Below are 18,654 nucleotides of genomic sequence, written 5' to 3' on the forward strand. Positions count from 1 at the left end.
GCCAGCCCATGCTCGGCTCGACCCTGTGGCTGACCCTCGCGACGCTGACCGGCCTGGCTGCCGGCTTTGCCCGCGAGTGGTTGCTGGTGGCCGCCTGGGGGGCGGGCAGCCAGAGCGATGCGTTTCTGGTCTCGATGTTTCTGCCCGAAGCCTTGCGCATGTCCCTGGCGGCCGGCCTGCTGAGTGCGGCAGCCTTGCCGTTGTATCAACAGCGTTCTGCCGAACGGCAGCAGCACTGGCTTCAGGTGCTTGCACCACGCCTGCTGATTTTCGGGGTGTTGCTCAGTCTGGTGCTGAGTCTGGGTGCCGGGTTATGGGTTCGCCTGATCGGCCCGGGGCTCGATAGCGAAGGCTACGCACAGGCCGGCAGCGGCCTGCACTGGCTGGCATGGTGCGCGCCGGGTTTTCTGCTGCACGGTTTGCTGTGTATTCCCCTGCAAGCGCGTTCACGTTTTGTACTGGCCGGGCTTGGCTCGCTGCTGTTCAACCTGCCGCCCGTGATTTACCTCGCGCTGCTCAGCCACTCGGCAACGACCGAGGGCCTGGCTTTTTCCTGCGTGCTGGGCAGCTTGCTGATGCCGGGCGTGCTGCTGCCGACCCTGTTACGCTCGGGTTGGCGCCCGTGGTCCTGGCAGACCGAACAGGGCGCGACGCGGGAACTGCTGCAACGAATCGGCCCGCTGTTGAGCAGCAACCTGGCCAGCCAGGGCCTGGCGCTGCTGGAGCGGATGGTCGCCTCGTTGCTGGGTGAAGGCGCGGTGACCTGGATCAACCTGGCACGCAAACTCATCAACCTGCCCTTGATTGCCCTGATGAGCCTGAACCAGGTGCTATTGGGCCTGATGAGCGGCAGCGAAAATACCCAGCGCCTGTCACTGCTGCGCCGCGGCCTGGGCAGCGCCACCTTGCTGACCCTGCCCGCAGTGACCGGCCTGATCGGTGCAGCCGGTGCGCTGGTAGTGCTGTTACTGCCCAACCAGACCCACGACGGCCCGCTGCCACAATTGCTGGCCTGGTTTGCCGTGCCCTTGATGTTCGGAGCCTGGAATGCGCTGCTGGCGCGCTATGCCTATGCCGACGGCGATACTCGTCTGCCGCTGAACTGTGAGTTGATTGGCAGCCTGTGCAACGCCGTACTGCTGGGCATCCTGCCGTTTTTCCTGGGTCTGACCGGCATCGCCCTCGCAGCTCTTGGCGGCGCACTGGTCACCGGTTTGCTATTGATGCGTCGCCAATCCTTGCTGGCCGTCGTCCCATGGCGCAGTCACTGGCTGCTGGCTGCACTGTTCATGTCAGTGGCCGCACTGTTGCTGCATCCCTTGCAAGACATCTGGCTGCAACTGACCCTCGGCTTCGCCTATGGCGCGGCGCTGCTGGTCGGGCTGGCGTTGTGGCTGAAGCCGTGGCGGCCTGTTCACGAATAACCCATGTTCTGTGGGAGAAAATCCATCGTCTTCAATGCCGTCTCGCGAATGAATTTGCTCCTACTCAGGCCACGTAACTTTTGCAGGAGGCTCACCAGCAACTCCGGAAGCAAAAATCCGGTGCCCCACTGTACGCGCAGTATCAAGGTGAGCAGCCGCATCCTGTGTTTCGGAATCCAGCAAGAGCTCAGACGTTACGACACGGGCACCGCAGTAATCGAAAATGCCGTGATCGATCTGGGTCTTCATCGCATTAAGATAACCATGCTTCGTGAAAGTACCCGCATCGGCACCGGCGACACCTATCAGGTGGACCTTCAAGTGGCCAAGCTTCTTCACCAGCGTGGCATCGGGGCTGAAGTCAAACGCCCAGCCATTGGAAAATACCCGGTCAATCCAGCCTTTGAGGATCGCCGGCATCGACCACCAATAGACCGGATAAAGCAGTACCAAGGCATCCGCCCGCTCGATCCTGGCCTGTTCTGCGAGCACATCGGCAGGTGGCGAAGCCTTTTCGCGATGAACAGCGTGATCGGCCATGTTGAATCTCGGATCGAATGACTCGGCAAACAGATCCGCGATTTCAAATGTATGTGCGGAGTCGGCAAGCATCAGCCCTTCTGCGACCTGTGCCGCAAGGCTATGGGTAAGTGACTGGGGGTCATGATGAGCGACCACGATGAGCGCATGCATAGAGAACACTCCTGTTGATTGCAGATGAAAGACGACGCTTATATACTTTTAGTAAGTTACACCATTAAGTTACTTTTGGTAGGTTTCCATGTCAAGCACTGACACGTCAGTACAGAACCCAGACCCGCAACCGCGCCGCCGGTTATCGCGAGATGACCGGCACCGCCAATTGCTCGACGTGGCATGGCAACTGGTGCGCGAGGAAGGGACTGAAGCGCTGACGCTGGGGAGGCTCGCCGAGCAGGCAGGCGTGACCAAGCCCGTGGTCTATGACCATTTCGGCACCCGTGCCGGATTACTGGCAACGCTCTACAAGGATTTCGACGAACGCCAGACAGCCCTGATGGACGCGGCCTTCCAGACAAGCGATGCGACCCTGATCAACAAGGCCGATATCATTGCATCGTCCTATGTGGACTGCGTCGTTTTGCACGGGGGCGAAATATCCGGTGTCGTCGCCGCATTGGCCAGCTCACCGGAGCTTGAGAAGATCAAGCGGGAGTATGAGGCCATCTTTCTGGAAAAGTGCCGAAATGCCCTGGCTCCGTTTTCCCCCTCAGGCATCATTTCACAGGCTGGCCTGCGAGCGATGCTGGGGGCTGCAGAAGCCTTGTCCAATGCCGCTGCAAGCGCAGAGATCACCTCAGCTCAGGCAAAGGCTGAACTGCTGGAAACCATCACAGCGATGGTCGAAAGGAACAAAAAACCTTCCTGAATGAAAAAGGCAGGATCACTCACCCTCAGTGATCCTGCCCTCCTCTCACCCTGAAAGAATGCCAAAGCCTTAAAGCTGGAACTTCGCCACCAGCACATTGAAGGACGTGGCCAGACGCGAAAGCTCCTGACTCGACGCACTGGTCTGGTTGGCACCCGCCGCGCTCTGGGTCGACAGGTCCTGGATGTTCAGCAGATTGCGGTCCACTTCACGCGCCACCTGGGCCTGTTCTTCGGAAGCCGAAGCAATCACCAGATTGCGTTCGTTGATGGTCGCGACACCGTCGGTAATCTTGACCAGCGCCGAACCTGCACGCTCTGCCAGCTCCTGAGTATTGGTGGCCAGCGACAGGCTCTTGCCCATGGCCGCAACCGCACCGTCGGCACCCGACTGGACAGTACCGATCATGCCTTCGATTTCCACGGTCGAAGCCTGAGTGCGATGAGCAAGAGCACGCACCTCATCGGCCACCACGGCAAAACCGCGTCCCTGCTCACCGGCACGGGCCGCTTCAATGGCAGCGTTCAACGCCAGCAGGTTGGTCTGTTCAGCGATGCTGCGGATCACTTCCAGCACCTTGCTGATATCACGGACATGACCGGCCAGTTGCGCAACCGCCTCGGTCGATTGAGTAATTTCGCTGACCATGGTGGTGATGCCCTTGACGGTCTGATCCACCTGGCCACGGCCATGCACAGCATCTTCAGTAGCGGTTTTCGAGGCTTCGGACGTCGAGACGGCGTTGCGGGCAACTTCTTCGACAGCGGCAGTCATCTGGTTGACAGCAGTGGCCGCCTGCTGGATCTCGTCATTCTGACGGGTCAGCCCACGAGTGCTTTCGTCTGTGACAGCGCTCAACTCCTCGGCTGCTGAAGCCAGTTGTCCGGACGCGCTGGCGATCTCCTGAATGGTGTGTTTCAAACCACGCTGCATGTCGGACAAGGCATTGAGCAATTGCCCGGCTTCGTCACCACGGTCGGAAGCGATCGATAGAGTCAGGTCACCCTTGGCAATACGCTGGGCACTGGCGACCGCAACGGCCAGCGGACCGGTGATCATGCGCGTGATCAGAATGCCCAGAAGGATTGCGACCACAAAGGCAATCGCAATCCCCACCAACAGCAGCAGCGTAGAGCTGGACTTGAGTTCGGCGGCGGCGACGGCACCTTCCTTGATCTGGCGATTATTGGAATCGATCATGACCCGCAGCAGGCTACGGGCTTTTACAAAGTCCTCGCCAGACAAAGTATTCAGACGACTGCGAGCTTCGGTCAGATTACCCGCCGTCATGAGTTCAGACACCTTCCGGGCACCCGAGATATAAGCAGGCATAAGCTTCTCGAACTCATCACCGGCAGCACGCTCATCGTCTTCCAGAGGCGTGGCGCGGTAGGTTGCAAAAACCTTCTGCATACGCTCCAGATCCGACGCCAGCGCCTGGCGAACCCGCTCCTTGTCTGCCTCCGAGACACCGCCATCCTGGGCATCGAGCAATCTGTAGAGCCCACGGTTATGGGCCGTCAGGCTGGTCAGGGTTTCATTGGTATTGCCCACCGAGACCAGATTGTTGGAAAAGGTCAACGCCAGCGCATCGGACAGCCTACTGATTCCAACCATACCCAAGCCACCTACGGCCAAGGTAATCAGGGCACAAACGATAAAGGCTGCCAGCAGCTTGGTCGAGAATTTGGACTGACTCAGAATATTCATGTTGCGGACTCGCAGAAAAGGAGAAGGGCCAGATGAAAGATTTTTTAGGAAGCATCACTATGACATCATTATGCCGCCATAAATTCGCCACACATCTATAAGAATCTTCTTTTCTCTGCGATTTCTGTTTCTGGCTGGTGGTTCAAGCCTGCCCTGGCCTTTGCAGCGACGTGTTAAAGCAGCCCCTGCTCCGCACAAACCTTCACCACCTGCTCGCGAAACCAGCCATTGGCTTCGTCTTCCTCGACTTCCCTGCTCCAGGCCATGTCCAGGGTGAAGCCCGGCAAGTCAGGAGGCAGTTCAAATACAGCAACCCAGGGCTCGGTGGCCAGCAAGGTCTGGATACGGCGCGGCAGGACCAGTATGAAATCGGTCCCTTCAAGCATTTGCAGGGCGGCGCGGTAGCTGGTGGCGCGGGTGATGATGTGGCGTTCGCGGCCCTGACGATGTAACCAGCCATCCACCATATTGGTGTCGGACGTCCAGGGTGTCGGATACACATGATGACGCTGAGTGAAGGTTTCCAGATCGATGCTGGCGCACTGGGGCGCGAACTGTGCGTCCATGACGCAGACCAGATCGTCTTCCAGCAGAACCTGGCTCATCAGCCCTTCGGGAATGCGATGAAAGCCTGGGCCGAAACACAAAGCCAGATCGTACTGGCCCTCATTCAGAGCCTGGCCAGGCAGCTCCTTGCTCAGCTTTTGAACGTTGACGGTCACGGTAAATCCGGCAGCGATAAAGCTGCGCATCAGGTGCGGCAGGACCAGCAGCTCGAAATACTCGGGGGCACAGACCGTGAAGGTTGTCTGCCGGCTGGTGGGGTTGAACAGTTGCAGCCCGTCATGACACAGATTGATCTTCTGCAGGATCTGTTGCACATGGCTGTGCATGGCAATGGCCTTGCGTGTCGGGCGCATCCCGTTACGGGTGCTGATGAACAGATCGTCCTCGAAATTGGCGCGCAACTTCTTCAAACAGTAACTGACCGTCGACTGGCTGACATGCAGTGCTTCCGACACCAGCGTCAGATTGCGCAGCTCGTAGACCGAGGCGAAGACCATCAGGTCCTGCATGTCGAGCTTTCTGAGAGCATTACTGTTGAGCATCGAGTCATCTCATGGCACTGACGGCGGATCGGATCAGCGCAAGAAAGATAACATCAAAATACGATCACGCCGCCTCCCCTTCCATAAGCTTCGCTCTCTTCGGAGCCAACCTCGTTACACGGTGTAACAGGCCTCGAAACATCAGGCATTCTGCCGGCGGCAGTTGCCGCAACCTTGAGATTCGCGCCTGGTTACGGCAGCCTTGACGGGCTCTGCCGGCTCGTCGACTTCATCCACTTCCAGCCACCAGGTTTCGCCACGGCAAGGATACTGGATGTAGAACGGCTGCCCCATCCGCGGCGTGGTAATGGAAACATTCTGCTCCCACGCCAATGTCAGAATGCGGTCGAACGGTTCGTGCCAGGCATGCATCGCCAGATCGAAGGTGCCATTGTGAATCGGCAGCAGCCAGCGACCACCCAGGTCGATATGCGCTTGCAGGGTTTGCTCCGGTTGCATATGCACATCCGGCCACTGGACGTTGTAGGCACCGGTTTCCATCAGCGTCAGGTCGAAAGGCCCATATTGCTCGCCGATGGTCTTGAAGCCATCGAAGTAGCCGGTGTCGCCACTGAAGAAGATCCGCTGCTCATCCGTGAGGATCACCCAGGACGCCCAGAGGGTTTTATTGCTGTCTAGCAGGGTCCGTCCGGAAAAGTGCTGCGATGGCGTAGCGACGAAACGGATGCCCGACACTTCGGTGGACTGCCACCAATCCAGTTGCCGGACCTTGTGCGCAGGCACCCCCCATTCGATCAGGGTATCGCCCACGCCCAGAGGCGTCAGGAAATGCTCGGTCTTGTCCATCAGCGTCTTGATGGCCATGTGATCAAGATGATCGTAGTGGTTATGCGACAGAATCACCGCCTTGAGTGACGGCAGTTCTTCAAGGCTGATCGGCGGCTGATGAAAACGTTTCGGGCCAGCCCACTGCACCGGCGAAGCGCGCTCGGCAAAGACCGGATCGGTCAGCCAGAACTCATTGTGCAATTTGAGCAGCACGGTGGAGTGCCCAAGGCGGAACACCGTCTTGTCCGGTGCCGCCAGCAGTTGCTGGCGCGACAGGGGTTGAACAGGAATCTCGCCGGCGGGCCGGGTGTCTCTGGGTTTGTTGAACATGGCATTCCAGAACACCCCGAGCGTGCGGACAAACCCCAGTGACTTGACTGGCGCGTGGTTACGGTAGCGCCCCTCGTGACGAGACAAGACAGGCAATGAAGAAGCATCGGTTTTGGGGGTTGTCATGGCCATGATTTGCAGACTCCTGAGAACAGGTCGAGATTCCTGACATGCGGCTTCAAGCTATACGCACCTTGCGGGACGTAGCATGAAAAATGTGTAACAGTGTTTTACACTACACGGTGTAGTTTTAAGCTTGCATCATTCGCCACGACAAGTAAACTGCCGAGTGTACTTTTCTCTAAACGCACGTTTGAAGCGAACTTATGAAAGCCCCCATGCGACTTACCGACCAGAAACGCGAATCCATTGTCATGGCAGCCATTGCCGAATTTCGTGATCGTGGTTTTGAAGTCACCAGCATGGATCGCATCGCTGCGCGGGCCGAAGTCTCAAAACGTACGGTCTACAACCACTTCCCCAGCAAAGAAGAGCTTTTTGCGGAAATCATCCAGCGCCTGTGGACGTGCGCGGCCCCATCGCCCGACGCGCCTTATCGACGCGATACCAGCCTGCGCGAACAGTTGCGCGACTTGTTGCGACACAAGATGGACTCCCTGACGGACAGCAACTTCCTGGACCTGGCACGGGTGGTCATCGGCGCCACCATTCACTCTCCCGATCGTGCTCAAACGTGGATGACCCGCATCAACGAACGTGAAGAGACGTTCACCACATGGATTCGCGCCGCCCAGAATGATGGACGCCTCAAACCCACCGACCCGGGCTTCGCCGCCTCCCAGATGCATGCCCTGCTCAAGTCCTTCGCCTTCTGGCCGCAATTGACCCTCAATGCCGACATTCTCACCCCCGAGAAACAAGACGAAGTGATCGAATCGGCACTGGACCTGTTTCTGGGCTGGTACGAGATCAAGCCCGGTCAGTGATGCGCCTGACGATCTCGTGCCGCTGCTCAAGGGATGCGGCCAGACGCTGATGGGTCATGGCCAGAATCCTGGCGGGCGCAGTCGTTGGATTACCCGCATTGAAAGGCGGTGCCGGAGCGTATTCCAGTTGCAGTTGAATCGCCTGGGCCCGCTCTCCCTCAAAGAGTTCAGCCACCAGCGTCAGGGCGAAATCGATCCCGGCCGTCACCCCGCCACCGGTCACCAGATTGCCATCGCGCACCACACGTCCCTGAGTGGCAATGGCCCCAAAGGCCGCCAACAAAGGATGCGAGGCCCAATGAGTGGTTGCGCGTCGTCCTTGTAAAAGCCCTGCGGCCCCCAACACCAGTGCGCCAGTACAGACGGAGGTGACATAACGTGCCGTGCGAGCCTGGTGCCGGATAAATGCCAGAGTCTGTTCGTCCTCCAGCAAGGCATTGATACCAAGCCCGCCGGGAATGCAAATGACGTCCAGCGGTGGGCAGTCATTGAAATCCACCGTCGGCACCAGTGCCAGCCCGGTACTGGAGGTGAGTGGCGCCCGGCTCTTCCAGACCAGATGCACCTTGACCCCGGACAAAGAAGCAAAGACTTCGTAAGGCCCGGTCAGGTCCAGTTGCTGAACATCGGGAAACACCAACAGGCCTATATGCAACGTCATCTCGGTAACTCCATGCAGAAAGTGGGTGGACGCATGAACTGTATCTGGATAGCCTTTGGCAGACATGCCACAAAACCCACTAATTACGCCATTCACATCAAATGAAGGTTTCTGCATGGCTGACAGCCCGAAAATCGTCCATATCGTTGCCTTCGCCGATGTTCAGGTCCTGGATGTCTGCGGCCCTTTGCAGGTGTTCGCCTCGGCCAATCGACGCCTGGAAGGGCTGGGCACACCGCTGCCTTACGCCATGAAGGTCGTGGCGGCAGAACCGGGCAGTGTCATGTCGTCAGCAGGGCTGGGCTTGCAGACATGGCCACTGCCTGCCGCCGAACCTTGCGACACCTTGATCGTCGCCGGTGGTCGAGGCATTGGCGCAGCCATGGAAAATGCAGAACTGGTGAACTGGATACAGCAGCAGGCCGCGACGGCCCGACGGGTGACATCCGTCTGCTCTGGTGCATTTCTTCTGGCCCAGACCGGGCTTCTGGACAATCGCCGCGTGGTGACCCACTGGGATAGCTGCGACAGACTGGCCAAGCGCTTCCCGAGTTTACGGGTCGATCCCGATCCGATCTTCGTCAATGACGGGCGCTTCTGGACTTCGGCGGGGGTCACGGCGGGCATAGATCTGGCACTGGCTCTGATCGAACAGGACCTCGGACACGCCATGGCGTTGGCGGTGGCCCGTGATCTGGTGGTTTTCCTCAAGCGTCCCGGTGGACAGGCGCAGTTCAGCAATGCACTGTCGATGCAGCAAGCCAGCCATCCCACGGAGAACCGCTTCGCCGAGTTGCATGGCTGGCTGATGGAGAATCTGGATGCAGACTTGTCGGTCGCCAGCCTCGCCGCCCGCACCGGAATGAGCGAGCGCAGTTTCGTGCGCCACTACAGCGCCCAGACCGGCACCACACCGGCCAAGGCTGTGGAGCAGCTTCGCGTGGAAGCTGCGCGGCGGCTGTTGAGTGAAAGCACCCTGGCGATCAAACGCATTGCCTCACAATGCGGCTTTGGCAGTGAAGAAACACTGCGCCGCAGTTTCCTGAGGGCAATGTCGGTCACGCCCCAGGCGTATCGGGAACGCTTCAGGCACCAGGCTCAGCCCAGCACCACACCCCGACACTCCCCGAACCCGATAGACACCAGCCCTTCGCGATGACAGCGGGCGCGCAGGATCACTTCATCGCCCGGCTCCAGAAAGCGCCGCTCTTCGCCATTGGGCAGTTTGACAACCTGCTTGCCGCCTTCGGTCATCTCCAGCAGGCTGCCAAACTGCCCGGCCTGCGGACCGGAAAGCGTTCCTGTACCGAACAGATCCCCTGGTTGCAGCTTGCAGCCGTTGACGCTGTGGTGCGTGACCATCTGCGCCACGGTCCAGTACATGTTCAGGCTGTTGCTCAGGGCCAGACGATAGGGCTCCATGCATTGAGCCTTCATCTGTTCGGTCAGCAACAAGACCTCCAGTTCGATATCCAGCGCACCGTTTTCCTGATCAGCAGGATCGAGCAGGTACGGCAACGGCTGCGGGTCGCCTTCGGGACGCGACGGTTGGGCGCTGCGAAACGGAGCCAGGGCTTCAGCGGTCACTACCCAGGCAGAAATCGTCGTGGCAAAGCTCTTGGACAGGAACGGGCCCAGCGGCTGATATTCCCAGGCCTGGATATCCCGCGCCGACCAGTCGTTGAGCAGGCAGAAACCGGCGATATGCTCGCTCGCCCGATCAATCGCAATCGGCGTGCCCTGCTCATTGCCCGGCCCAATCCACACGCCCATTTCCAGCTCGTAATCCAGCCGTTTGCAGGGGCCGAATACCGGTACTTCCTGACCCGGCGCCAATGTCTGGCCATTGGGGCGTTTGACCGGTGTCCCGGAGATGCACAGCGTTGACGCCCGACCGTGATAGGCGATGGGCACGTACTTATAGTTGGGCAGCAAGGGGTTGTCCGGGCGGAACAACTTGCCGACGTTCATCGCGTGATGAATGCCCACGTAAAAGTCGGTGTAATCCCCTATCCGCGCAGGCACATGCAGGCGGCATTCAGCGATGGGATGCAGCAGATTGGCGGCCTGCAGGCTGGCGCGTTGCGGGCTGTCCTCTGCGAACAGTTGCAGCAAGGCAGCGCGCAAGGTGCGTCGCGCCGGAGCACCCAATGCGAAGAAATCATTCAACTGATCGCGGCTGGCGACGTCTGCAACCTTTTGCGCTTCTCCCTCGAAAAAACCGGCCTGCACTGCCGCTTGCAGATCGAACACCAGATCGCCGATGGCCACACCGCCACGCGGGCCTGTATCGCCATTGCTGAACACGCCCAACGGCAGGTTTTGCAAGGGAAAATCGGGATGACCATTGGCCGAGGCAATCCAGCTGCGGCGGGTTGAAGAAACATTCATCAAGGCAATTCCTTATTGAAAATCCTGGCCATGTCACTCCAGCAAGCGTCGTAATCGCGTTGCAGTTGCTCACAGTCCAACGCATGACGGCTTGGGCGCAGGACCTTGCCAGTCTCGAACATGAAGGCCAGGGTGTTATCGATCTTGTGGGGTTTGAGTTCGGCGGCAATGGCTTTTTCTGCGGTGGCATTGTCAGGGCCGTGGGCGCTCATGCAGTTGTGCAGCGATGCCCCGCCCGGCATGAAACCTTCGGCCTTGGCATCGTAGACACCCTCGATCAGGCCCATGAATTCGTTCATCAGGTTGCGGTGGAACCACGGAGGCCGGAACGTGTTTTCCGCCACCATCCAGCGCGGCGGGAAGATCACGAAGTCGATATTGGCCTGCCCGTGAACCGCGCCCGGAGCCGTGAGCACCGTGAAGATCGAAGGGTCTGGATGATCGAAACTGACCGTGCCGATGGTATTGAAACGACGTAAGTCATATGTGTACGGCACGTTGTTGCCATGCCAGCCCACCACGTCGAAGGGGGAATGATCCAGTTGCGTGGACCACAGCTCGCCGAGAAACTTCTGCACCAGCTCAACCGGTGCGTCGCTGTTCTCGAACCGGGCAGTGGGCGCCAGAAAATCTCGCGGGTTGGCCAGCCCGTTGCTGCCGATGGGCCCCAGGTCCGGCAGGCGCAACGCACTGCCGTGGTTCTCGCAGATATAGCCACGGGCAGTGGCATCCAGCAGTTGCACGGTGAATTTCATGCCACGAGGCAGCACTGCGATTTCCTGCGGCGCGATATCCAGCAGCCCCAGTTCGGTGACGATGCGCAACCGCCCCAACTGCGGCACAACCAGCCACTCGCCATCGGCATTGAAGAACGCTCGCTGCATTGAGGCATTGGCACGGTACACGTAAATGCTCACACCCTCTGCCTGATCGGCCGCGCTGGTGCTGGCCAGCGCTATCAGGCCGTCGATGAAATCCATGGGCTCAGCCGGAATATCGAAAGCATTCCAGCGCAGGCGATTGGGCGTGATCGGGCCTTGTTCAAGGCCCGTGATCTGCCGGGACAGGCGCTCATATCGAGGATGGGCAGCCGAGGGTTTGATTCGGTATAGCCAGGTACGCCGGGCCTCGGCGCGCGGGACCGTGAAAGCCGTGCCGGACAACAATTCGGCATAAAGCCCCAATGTGTGTTTTTGCGGAGAGTTCTGACCGACCGGCAACGCACCGGGCAACGCTTCACTGCTGAAGTGATTGCCAAAACCGGATTGATACACCAGTGGTTCGTGATCGGGATGAACAGGCATCTGGACCTCTTGTTTTTATTGGGTCGCATAGCGGCGAATCAAAAATCGTAAACCGATTACGAATAACGTAATTTGAGTTTGAGGTGTGGTCAAGCTATAAAAGCTGCCTTTCCAGACTGGCACACCCTCATGACCGACGAAATCGAAAGCCCTGCAAACGGACGCCAGCAAAAGGTTCAGGCGGCCGAAGTCGGCCTGGGAGTGCTCAAGGCTCTGGCCGAACTGACGCCTTCGACTTCGCTGTCGAAACTGGCCGAGCATCTGGGCATGCCGGCCAGCAAGGTCCATCGATACCTACAGGCGCTTATTGCCAGTGGTTTTGCCGAACAGGACGGGGCCACCAACCACTACGGGCTGGGCCGCGAAGCGCTACACGTCGGCCTGGCCTCGCTGGGCAAGCTGGATGTGCTAAAAGTCGCCGCACCTCATCTGGCGACCTTGCGCGACGAACTGAATCAAACCTGCTTCCTGGCAGTCTGGGGCAACAAAGGGCCGACTGTGGTCTATGTCGAGCAATCCACAGGCGCAGTCACGCTGGTGACGCAGATCGGTTCGGTATTGCCACTGCTGAGTTCTTCTACCGGCCTGGTATTCGCCAGCTTTCTGGCGGACAGGGAAACAGCCGCCCTAAGGGAACAGGAAATCCCTCACCTGAACGCAGCGCAGCTAAAAGACGTCGAGCAGCATGTCCAACAGATTCGCGCCAACGGCGTGCATCAGATTCAAGGGTTGCTGATGCCCGGCGTCAACGCGGTATCTTCTCCGGTTTTTGCCATGGGCAACAAACTGGCGGGCGTGGTGACAGTGGTGGGATCCGGCGCGCTCCTGACCGGCAAGGCACAGGACCTTGCGGCCAGACAATTACTTGCAACGGCACAGGCGATCAGTGGGCGGATGGGCGGCTGAAAGCTGAAAGTCATAAGTTGCAAGCCATAAGCTGCAAGCTGCAAGCTGCAAGATTAGAAGCCCATCTGCTCTTTCTTGCAGCTTGTAGCTTGTAGCTTGTAGCTTGTAGCTTGCAGCTTACAGCCCTCCCCCCTCCTACTCCTCCGCCATCAACACTCCACGCCGAATCTGATCGCGTTCGATCGACTCGAACAGCGCCTTGAAATTGCCCTCGCCGAATCCATCGTCTCCCTTGCGCTGGATGAACTCGAAGAACACCGGCCCCAGCAGGGTTTCGGAAAATATCTGCAACAGCAGGCGGCGCTGGCCACCCTCGGAGGAGCCATCGAGCAGGATGCCGCGGGACTTCAATTCGGCTTCCGGCTCACCATGGTCAGGCAGGCGGCCTTCAAGCATTTCGTAGTAGGTCTCCGGCGGCGCGGTCATGAAGCGCATGCCGGTAGCCTTCAAGGCATCCCAGGTCTTGATCAGGTCATCGGTGAAGAACGCCACATGCTGGATGCCTTCGCCATTGAACTGCATCAGGAACTCTTCGATCTGGCCTGCGCCTTTGGAGGACTCTTCGTTCAGGGGAATACGGATCATGCCATCGGGTGCGGTCATGGCCTTTGACGTCAGGCCGGTGTATTCACCCTTGATATCGAAGTAGCGAATCTCACGGAAGTTGAACAGCTTTTCATAGAAATTCGCCCAGTAAGCCATGCGTCCGCGATAGACGTTGTGGGTCAGGTGATCGATGAACTTCAGGCCTGCGCCCTCTGGATGCCGGTCCACGCCTTCGATGAAGTTGAAGTCGATGTCATAGATCGAGGTGCCTTCACCAAAACGGTCGATCAGGTACAGCGGCGCGCCGCCGATGCCCTTGATCGCCGGCAAGCGCAACTCCATCGGCCCGGTGGCGATTTCGACAGGTTGGGCACCCAACTCAAGGGCGCGGCTATAGGCCTTTTGTGCATCCTTGACCCGAAACGCCATGCCACACACCGACGGCCCGTGTTCGGCCGCGAAATAGGAGGCCAGGCTATGGGGTTCGTTATTGAGAACCAGGTTGATCGCGCCCTGGCGATACAGCACCACATCCTTGGAGCGATGGGTCGCAACCTTGGTAAAGCCCATCATCTCGAAGACAGGTTCAAGGACATTGGGGGTCGGCGAGGCGAATTCGATAAATTCAAAGCCCATCAGGCCCATCGGGTTTTCGTATAGATCAGCCATGGTCTGGCTCCTTGCAGGAAAAGTGAGAACGCGGGACAGCCCAAATCACTTTTCTGCGGGCGGCGCGCAGGACACGCCCCGAACACTGCGGGCCAGGAAGTCACCAAAAATCAGTTGCAAACCCAATGTTTTCATAAGTTTCAGCCTAGTCCGGCTTGTCCGGTTGTGCATCCGGGTGGGCCTTCAGGAAGGCGGGAGATTGCAGCGCCTGTCGTTCGACCTGGACGATACGCGGATAAGCGCTCAGGTCGACCTTGAAGCGCCGCGCCGCATAGACCTGCGGTAGAAGATACACATCTGCCACGCTGGGCACATCTCCAAAACAGAACGCCGCCCCGTCAATCAACTGTTCGACGGTATTCAGGCCTTCGCCTATCCAGTGGCCAATCCAGCCTGTGATATCAGCCTCGTCATGCCCCATACCGCGCAGGCGGTTGAGCACCGAGACATTGTGCAGCGGGTGAATATCACACCCGATCACGGCGGCCACCGTCCGCTGCCGGGCGCGTAGCAGCAGGTCCGATGCGAGCAGAGGCGGCTGCGGATAACGCTCTTCGAGGTATTCGATAATGGCAGGCGACTGGGTGATGACCTCACCGCTCTCAAGCCTCAAGGCAGGCACCCGCCCCTGAAGATTGACGGCCTTGTAGGCGGGCTTGAGATGTTCGCCCACCTCACCGGCCAGATTGACCGCAATTGCAGTGTAATCCAGCCCCTTGAGAGCAAGAGCGATGCGCACGCGGTAACTGGCCGTCGAACGGTAGTAGGTAAACAGGTCCTGCCGGGCAGTATCGTGTGGGAGCGAATTCATTCGCGACAATCCCTCAGGCGCACGCATTATTATTTTTTTGTAAACAGATTACGTTATGCGTAAATTGCGTGATCACTCTTCGCCTGTCAAGCCGCCCCTCAAACCCACCCTTGCAGACGCAAGGTCGAGCGCACCAGACGCTGCTCCTCGTTTTCGATTTCCCGCAGGTTTTCACAGATGCTCTGGATGTGTGCGAGGGCCGCCTTGCGGGCCTGCTCAGGGAGACGGCCGGTCACGGCGTTGTACAGGCGAGCATGTTGGCGGTCGATCTGACGCTTTTGCGGCTCACGATGATAGAGGTTGTTGACCGAGGCATAGACCGTGTTGAGCAGCAGGTCGGTGAGCGAGCGCAAGGTTTGCACCAACACCGGATTATGCGAAGCCTCACAGATCGCCAGATGGAAGGCGTGATCCAGGCGAGCGTGTTCACTGGCTTCAAGCTCCCGGCTCTGGGCCGCCACCAGAGCGTCATAGCTTCGTGTGATCAGAACAAAATCCGCATCGGTGCCGCGCAAGGCCGCAAGCCGCGCCGATTCGCCTTCCAGCAGGCTGCGTACTTCAAACAGGTCATACAGGGTGCGCGGTTGCGAACCGAACAGATGCATCAGCGGCGATACCTGCTGCTGGCTGTTCATGTGCGCGACAAACGACCCTTTGCCCTGCTCGGTTTCGATAATCCCCCGCGCCCGCAGCAGCTTCAGCCCTTCGCGCAAGGCTGTACGGGAAACGCCAAGCTTTTCGGTCAGGCGACGCTCGGAGGGCAAGAGCTGCCCCACTTTCAGGACGCCATCGACGATCAGCCTCTCGATACGTTCACAGACCACATCCGCCACTTGTGTCGGCCGCGGCTTCTTAGAACCGTTCATCCTCACTCCAACTGGTATGACCAGATTCAGGGGAAAACCGATGGCGAACCAAACCAATAACAAGACATTGATTAAAAAGGTCTTTTTCAAGATAAAGCACCGCAACCTCTTGAAAAACTGGTTCGACCACTCCTGTAAAGCATGGACAGTAAGGCCCGCAGCCCCAATGATGCAAGCCAGTCGCTGTACGCAAGCCCTACAAAAACAACAGTGGGTTGCACCATGAATATTCTTTACGACGAACGCATCGACGGCGCCCTGCCCGAGGTCGACAAGCAGCAACTGCTTGATGATCTGCAACGGCAGTTGCCCGACCTGGATATCCTGCATCGCCCCGAAGAGCTTCGGCCCTACGAATGCGATGGCCTGTCCGCCTATCGCACCACGCCCATGCTGGTGGCATTGCCCCGGCACCTGGAAGAAGTACAGACCTTGCTCAGGTTGTGCCACGAACGGCGCGTGCCGGTGGTGGCTCGTGGCGCAGGCACCGGTCTTTCCGGAGGCGCCTTGCCCTTGGAGAAAGGCGTGTTGCTGGTAATGGCGCGCTTCAATCAGATCCTGGAAATTGACCCCGCCGCCCGTCTGGCCCGAGTCCAACCGGGCGTGCGCAACCTGGCAATCTCCCAGGCCGCGGCACCCCATGGCCTGTATTACGCACCGGACCCTTCCTCGCAGATCGCCTGCTCCATCGGCGGCAATGTCGCGGAAAACGCAGGCGGTGTGCATTGCCTCAAGTACGGCCTGACCGTCCACAACCTGCTCAAGGTCGAAATGCTCAGCGTCGAAGGTGAACCCATGACCCTGGGCGGCGAAGCGCTGGACTCGCCGGGCTTCGATCTGCTGGCGCTGTTTACAGGCTCCGAAGGCATGCTGGGGGTCATCACCGAAGTGACGGTCAAGCTGCTTCCAAAACCGCAGGTGGCCAAAGTGCTGCTGGCAGCCTTTGATTCGGTGGAAAAAGCCGGGCGCGCCGTGGGCGACATCATCGCAGCCGGGATCATCCCCGGCGGACTGGAAATGATGGATAACCTGGCGATTCGCGCCGCCGAGGACTTCATTCACGCCGGTTATCCGGTCGATGCCGAAGCCATTCTGCTGTGCGAACTCGACGGCGTCGAAGCCGACGTACACGATGACTGTGAACGGGTCCGGGAAGTGCTGACCCGAGCGGGCGCCACCGAACTGCGTCAGGCCAGGGACGAAGCCGAGCGCGTTCGTTTCTGGGCCGGACGCAAGAATGCCTTCCCGGCGGTCGGGCGTCTGTCGCCGGATTACTACTGCATGGACGGCACTATTCCGCGCCGTGAGCTGCCCGGCGTCTTGCAGGGAATCACCCGACTGTCCGAAGAATATGGCCTGCGGGTCGCCAATGTGTTCCATGCCGGAGACGGCAACATGCACCCGTTGATTCTGTTCGATGCCAACCGGCCGGGGGAACTGGAACGTGCCGAAAATCTGGGCGGCAAGATCCTTGAGCTGTGCGTCGCGGTGGGCGGCAGCATCACCGGTGAGCATGGTGTCGGCCGGGAAAAGATTAATCAGATGTGCGCCCAGTTCAACAGCGATGAGCTGACCTTTTTCCACGCCATCAAAGCGGCTTTCGACGCCAGCGGCATGCTCAACCCGGGCAAGAACATTCCGACCCTGCACCGCTGCGCGGAATTCGGCGCCATGCATATCCACGGAGGCCAGTTGCCCTTCCCCGAACTGGAGCGTTTCTGATGGCGACCACCCATGACCGCGATGCCAGCCAGAGCCTGCTCGATCAGGTCAATCTGGCCCTGCAAGACGCTACGCCATTAAGGATTCAGGGCGGCAACAGCAAGCACTTCCTGGGCCGCAACGTGACAGGCAAAGTGCTCGACACCCGCGAACACCGGGGCATTGTCAGCTACGACCCCACGGAGCTGGTGATTACCGCTCGCGCCGGCACGCCGTTGAGCGAACTGATGCAAGTGCTCGATGACGCCGGGCAGATGTTGCCCTGCGAACCACCGGCGTTTGGCGACGCTACCGTCGGAGGCGTCGTCGCCGCCGGACTGTCCGGGCCGCGCAGGCCCTGGTCCGGCTCGGTACGGGATTTCGTGCTCGGCACACGGGTGATTACCGGGCTGGGCAAGCACTTGCGCTTTGGCGGCGAAGTGATGAAAAACGTCGCAGGCTACGACGTCTCGCGCCTGATGGCAGGCAGCCTGGGTTGTCTTGGGCTGCTGACCGAAGTGTCACTCAAGGTCCTGCCCAAGCCGCGCCAGTGCAGCAGCATTGCCCTGGAAATGAACAGTGCCCAGGCTCTGCAACGCCTGGCCCACTGGGGACAGCAGCCGATGCCGATCAGCGCCGCCAGTCATGATGGCAGCGCCCTCTATCTGCGCCTTGAAGGGGGTGAAGGCTCGGTAAACGCTGCGCGGGACCAACTCGGCGGTCAGGCACTGGACGCCGGTTACTGGCAGAACCTGAACGAACAGCGCCTGGACTTCTTTCTCGACAGCCGTCCGCTATGGCGCTTGTCGGTCCCCAACAATACTGGCGTGCTGGATTTGCCCGGCGAGCAACTGATTGACTGGGGCGGCGCACAACGCTGGCTGAAATCCGATGCCGAAGGCGACACGATCCGTCGCGTGGTCAAGACCATCGGCGGCCATGCAACCTGCTATCAGGCGGGTCACGAAGACAATCCGTTCCAGCCGCTGGCAACACCGCTGCTGCGCTATCACCAACAACTCAAGGCCAGGCTCGATCCTCATGGCATCTTCAACCCTGGCCGAATGTACGCGGAGTTCTGA

The 18,654-nt window shown here is 59.2% G+C and carries 17 protein-coding genes and 1 pseudogene; 7 read left to right on the forward strand and 11 right to left on the reverse strand.

Annotation, left to right across the window (positions count from 1 at the left end):
• Positions 1–8: 8 nt before the first annotated feature.
• Positions 9–1,424, forward strand: coding sequence for a lipid II flippase MurJ (locus KGD89_RS15930; RefSeq protein ID WP_025260764.1), 1,416 nt, complete (start codon positions 9–11; stop codon positions 1,422–1,424).
• Between the two features lie 60 nt (positions 1,425–1,484).
• Here KGD89_RS15930 and KGD89_RS15935 read toward each other — a convergent pair whose 3' ends face one another.
• Positions 1,485–2,117 carry an NAD(P)H-dependent oxidoreductase gene (locus KGD89_RS15935; protein ID WP_025260765.1) on the reverse strand — a complete coding sequence of 211 codons (633 nt, stop codon included), beginning with the start codon at positions 2,115–2,117 and terminating at the stop codon, positions 1,485–1,487.
• Positions 2,118–2,205: 88 nt separating this feature from the next.
• Between KGD89_RS15935 and KGD89_RS15940 the strand changes: the two genes are divergently transcribed.
• Entirely contained in the window at positions 2,206–2,832 is a 627-nt protein-coding gene (locus KGD89_RS15940) for a TetR/AcrR family transcriptional regulator (RefSeq protein WP_025260766.1), read from the forward strand.
• A gap of 69 nt (positions 2,833–2,901) precedes the next feature.
• On the opposite strand, the gene KGD89_RS26450 is transcribed toward KGD89_RS15940, so the two are convergent.
• The 4 genes and pseudogenes from KGD89_RS26450 to KGD89_RS15955 all read right to left on the reverse strand — a co-directional run bounded on the left by KGD89_RS26450 (position 2,902) and on the right by KGD89_RS15955 (position 6,902).
• On the reverse strand, positions 2,902–3,765 hold the full coding sequence (locus KGD89_RS26450; protein ID WP_404940694.1) for a methyl-accepting chemotaxis protein: 864 nt from the start codon (positions 3,763–3,765) through the stop codon (positions 2,902–2,904).
• Positions 3,766–3,807: 42 nt separating this feature from the next.
• Positions 3,808–4,542, reverse strand: a pseudogene (locus tag KGD89_RS26455) (MCP four helix bundle domain-containing protein); the annotation flags it as partial.
• Between the two features lie 173 nt (positions 4,543–4,715).
• Entirely contained in the window at positions 4,716–5,651 is a 936-nt protein-coding gene (locus KGD89_RS15950; RefSeq protein WP_025260768.1) for a LysR family transcriptional regulator, read from the reverse strand.
• A gap of 141 nt (positions 5,652–5,792) precedes the next feature.
• On the reverse strand, positions 5,793–6,902 hold the full coding sequence (locus KGD89_RS15955) for an MBL fold metallo-hydrolase (RefSeq protein ID WP_025260769.1): 1,110 nt from the start codon (positions 6,900–6,902) through the stop codon (positions 5,793–5,795).
• Between the two features lie 194 nt (positions 6,903–7,096).
• On the opposite strand from KGD89_RS15955, the gene KGD89_RS15960 reads away from it, so the two are divergent.
• Complete coding sequence (locus KGD89_RS15960; protein ID WP_025260770.1) at positions 7,097–7,717, forward strand: TetR/AcrR family transcriptional regulator; 621 nt, start codon at positions 7,097–7,099, stop codon at positions 7,715–7,717.
• On the opposite strand, the gene KGD89_RS15965 is transcribed toward KGD89_RS15960, so the two are convergent.
• Positions 7,701–8,378, reverse strand: coding sequence for a DJ-1/PfpI family protein (locus KGD89_RS15965; RefSeq protein WP_025260771.1), 678 nt, complete (start codon positions 8,376–8,378; stop codon positions 7,701–7,703). The two genes, KGD89_RS15960 and KGD89_RS15965, sit on opposite strands and share 17 nt — an antisense overlap.
• 115 nt (positions 8,379–8,493) lie before the next feature.
• Here KGD89_RS15965 and KGD89_RS15970 point away from each other — a divergent pair, with 115 nt between their 5' ends.
• Positions 8,494–9,537, forward strand: a complete 1,044-nt coding sequence (locus KGD89_RS15970) for a GlxA family transcriptional regulator (protein WP_025260772.1) — start codon at positions 8,494–8,496, stop codon at positions 9,535–9,537.
• Here KGD89_RS15970 and fahA read toward each other — a convergent pair.
• Together fahA and hmgA are read right to left on the reverse strand one after the other, a co-directional pair.
• Entirely contained in the window at positions 9,477–10,769 is a 1,293-nt protein-coding gene (gene fahA, locus KGD89_RS15975) for a fumarylacetoacetase (protein ID WP_025260773.1), read from the reverse strand. The two genes, KGD89_RS15970 and fahA, sit on opposite strands and share 61 nt — an antisense overlap.
• Positions 10,769–12,073: a homogentisate 1,2-dioxygenase gene (hmgA, locus tag KGD89_RS15980; protein WP_025260774.1), complete on the reverse strand. Its 1,305-nt coding sequence runs from the start codon at positions 12,071–12,073 to the stop codon at positions 10,769–10,771. The genes fahA and hmgA overlap by 1 nt, the downstream gene beginning before the upstream one ends.
• Before the next feature lie 129 nt (positions 12,074–12,202).
• On the opposite strand from hmgA, the gene KGD89_RS15985 reads away from it, so the two are divergent.
• Complete coding sequence (locus tag KGD89_RS15985; RefSeq protein ID WP_038399924.1) at positions 12,203–12,979, forward strand: IclR family transcriptional regulator; 777 nt, start codon at positions 12,203–12,205, stop codon at positions 12,977–12,979.
• Positions 12,980–13,114: 135 nt separating this feature from the next.
• Here KGD89_RS15985 and hppD read toward each other — a convergent pair whose 3' ends face one another.
• The 3 genes from hppD to glcC form a co-directional block, all read right to left on the reverse strand.
• Positions 13,115–14,194: a 4-hydroxyphenylpyruvate dioxygenase gene (gene hppD, locus KGD89_RS15990; RefSeq protein WP_025260775.1), complete on the reverse strand. Its 1,080-nt coding sequence runs from the start codon at positions 14,192–14,194 to the stop codon at positions 13,115–13,117.
• A 145-nt stretch (positions 14,195–14,339) separates the two neighbouring features.
• Positions 14,340–15,005, reverse strand: coding sequence for a maleylacetoacetate isomerase (maiA, locus tag KGD89_RS15995; RefSeq protein WP_025260776.1), 666 nt, complete (start codon positions 15,003–15,005; stop codon positions 14,340–14,342).
• 98 nt (positions 15,006–15,103) lie between these two features.
• The gene (gene glcC / locus KGD89_RS16000; RefSeq protein WP_025260777.1) at positions 15,104–15,871 is read right to left on the reverse strand and encodes a transcriptional regulator GlcC; all 768 of its coding nucleotides are present in this window, start codon (positions 15,869–15,871) and stop codon (positions 15,104–15,106) included.
• A gap of 222 nt (positions 15,872–16,093) precedes the next feature.
• Between glcC and glcD the strand changes: the two genes are divergently transcribed.
• Positions 16,094–17,593 (forward strand): glycolate oxidase subunit GlcD, encoded by a 1,500-nt coding sequence (gene glcD, locus KGD89_RS16005; protein WP_025260779.1) that lies wholly within the window; start codon positions 16,094–16,096, stop codon positions 17,591–17,593.
• On the forward strand, positions 17,593–18,654 hold the full coding sequence (gene glcE, locus KGD89_RS16010; RefSeq protein ID WP_025260780.1) for a glycolate oxidase subunit GlcE: 1,062 nt from the start codon (positions 17,593–17,595) through the stop codon (positions 18,652–18,654). Before glcD ends, glcE begins: the two co-directional genes overlap by 1 nt.

Source organism: Pseudomonas cichorii, assembly GCF_018343775.1.
Lineage (GTDB): Bacteria > Pseudomonadota > Gammaproteobacteria > Pseudomonadales > Pseudomonadaceae > Aquipseudomonas > Aquipseudomonas cichorii.

Bases quoted from the DNA above. Each gene is read 5' to 3' on its own strand.
- KGD89_RS15950 (WP_025260768.1), bottom strand. From the start codon at position 5,651: ATGCTCAACAGTAATGCTCTCAGAAAGCTCGACATGCAGGACCTGATG.
- KGD89_RS15930 (WP_025260764.1), top strand. From the start codon at position 9: ATGCTCGGCTCGACCCTGTGGCTGACCCTCGCGACGCTGACCGGCCTG.
- KGD89_RS26450 (WP_404940694.1), bottom strand. From the start codon at position 3,765: ATGCAGCGTGGTTTGAAACACACCATTCAGGAGATCGCCAGCGCGTCC.
- KGD89_RS15955 (WP_025260769.1), bottom strand. From the start codon at position 6,902: ATGGCCATGACAACCCCCAAAACCGATGCTTCTTCATTGCCTGTCTTG.
- maiA (WP_025260776.1), bottom strand. From the start codon at position 15,005: ATGAATTCGCTCCCACACGATACTGCCCGGCAGGACCTGTTTACCTAC.
- KGD89_RS15985 (WP_038399924.1), top strand. From the start codon at position 12,203: ATGACCGACGAAATCGAAAGCCCTGCAAACGGACGCCAGCAAAAGGTT.
- KGD89_RS15935 (WP_025260765.1), bottom strand. From the start codon at position 2,117: ATGCATGCGCTCATCGTGGTCGCTCATCATGACCCCCAGTCACTTACC.
- KGD89_RS15940 (WP_025260766.1), top strand. From the start codon at position 2,206: ATGTCAAGCACTGACACGTCAGTACAGAACCCAGACCCGCAACCGCGC.
- KGD89_RS15970 (WP_025260772.1), top strand. From the start codon at position 8,494: ATGGCTGACAGCCCGAAAATCGTCCATATCGTTGCCTTCGCCGATGTT.
- KGD89_RS15965 (WP_025260771.1), bottom strand. From the start codon at position 8,378: ATGACGTTGCATATAGGCCTGTTGGTGTTTCCCGATGTTCAGCAACTG.
- glcC (WP_025260777.1), bottom strand. From the start codon at position 15,871: ATGAACGGTTCTAAGAAGCCGCGGCCGACACAAGTGGCGGATGTGGTC.
- glcD (WP_025260779.1), top strand. From the start codon at position 16,094: ATGAATATTCTTTACGACGAACGCATCGACGGCGCCCTGCCCGAGGTC.
- fahA (WP_025260773.1), bottom strand. From the start codon at position 10,769: ATGAATGTTTCTTCAACCCGCCGCAGCTGGATTGCCTCGGCCAATGGT.
- hppD (WP_025260775.1), bottom strand. From the start codon at position 14,194: ATGGCTGATCTATACGAAAACCCGATGGGCCTGATGGGCTTTGAATTT.
- KGD89_RS15960 (WP_025260770.1), top strand. From the start codon at position 7,097: ATGAAAGCCCCCATGCGACTTACCGACCAGAAACGCGAATCCATTGTC.
- hmgA (WP_025260774.1), bottom strand. From the start codon at position 12,073: ATGCCTGTTCATCCCGATCACGAACCACTGGTGTATCAATCCGGTTTT.
- glcE (WP_025260780.1), top strand. From the start codon at position 17,593: ATGGCGACCACCCATGACCGCGATGCCAGCCAGAGCCTGCTCGATCAG.